The organism is Hyunsoonleella aquatilis (genome assembly GCF_014270105.1).
Lineage (GTDB): Bacteria > Bacteroidota > Bacteroidia > Flavobacteriales > Flavobacteriaceae > Jejuia > Jejuia aquatilis.
This window is the reverse complement of the sequence record NZ_JACNMF010000021.1, coordinates 1-1088: the sequence shown is the minus strand read 5'-3', so window position 1 is coordinate 1088 and position 1088 is coordinate 1. Positions and strand designations below refer to the sequence as shown.

Below are 1088 nucleotides of genomic sequence, written 5' to 3'. Positions count from 1 at the left end.
TGACCCGTCCTGAATAAAGGCTACATAATCTTAAACAATTATGTACAAAAATGACAAAGTAATTAGACGGTATTCAGAATCTTTTAAACTCAAAATTTTAGACGAACTTACCGCCGGAAAACTAAACAAGTATCAATTAGGTAAGGCTTACGGCATCAACTCTTCTACCATTAACGAATGGATCAAGAAGTACAACCGTAAGGACTTAATGAACACACGAGTAACCGTGAAAACAAAAGACGAGATAACACGTATCAAACAGCTTCAAAAAGAGATTGAACAGCTTAAAAAACTACTCTTAAAAAAGGATATGGATGCGCTTGTAGATGAATCCTATCTTGAGGTCGCAGCTGAACAGCTAGGCTACAAATCTGTCCTCGAGCTAAAAAACCTGCCTGCCGGCAGGCAGGAAAGCTAAATATCAAGCCCTGATAAAGGCCAGGGAAAAGTCTAGGGGATTTGCTTCTTTAGCTACTGTTTGCAGCTTCTTCGGTCTTAAACGCGATGCATACTACAAGTATAAACGTAGAGCAGACAAGCGCTTACAGATTGAACAGAAAACCATTCAGATAGTCAAGCAGAGACGTAAATCCCTGCCTAGAGAAGGCACCAGAAAGCTTATTAAGTCTCTAGATAACAACTTTAAGCAAGCTGGCTTAAATGTCGGTAGAGACACCTTGTTTAACATCTTAAGAAAACACAATATGCTGATTCACAGAAAGAAAGCACATCATAAAACCACAAACTCATTCCACAGGTTCTACAAGTACAAGAACATCATCAAGGATTTGGAAATAAAACAACCAAACCAAGTTTGGGTAAGCGATATAACCTACATCAGAACTATCAATGGCTTCTGCTACCTTGCCCTCATTACAGATATGTACAGCCGTAAGATAGTAGGATATGACCTTAGTGATAGCCTTGAGCTGGCAGGCTGTGTAAGGGCTCTTCAAAAAGCCCTGAAACAGTCTGGTAAGCGTACGCCTCAAGTACACCACTCTGACCGTGGAATCCAATATTGCAGTAACCTTTACACTAACATTCTAAGAAATAAAAACATCAAAATCAGTATGACCGAGGACAAT

The 1088-nt window shown here is 39.6% G+C and carries 2 protein-coding genes; both read left to right on the top strand.

The window, feature by feature from the left end; genetic code table 11:
- Positions 1-40: 40 nt before the first annotated feature.
- Positions 41-418 (top strand): transposase, encoded by a 378-nt coding sequence (locus tag H7U19_RS16780; RefSeq protein ID WP_186564035.1) that lies wholly within the window; start codon positions 41-43, stop codon positions 416-418.
- A partial coding sequence (locus H7U19_RS16775) for an IS3 family transposase (protein ID WP_186564036.1) occupies positions 396-1088 on the top strand: 693 nt, incomplete at its 3' end. The genes H7U19_RS16780 and H7U19_RS16775, both read left to right, overlap by 23 nt.

Excerpts from the sequence above, each read along its gene's own strand:
- H7U19_RS16780 (WP_186564035.1), top strand. The coding sequence starts at position 41 with ATGTACAAAAATGACAAAGTAATTAGACGGTATTCAGAATCTTTTAAA.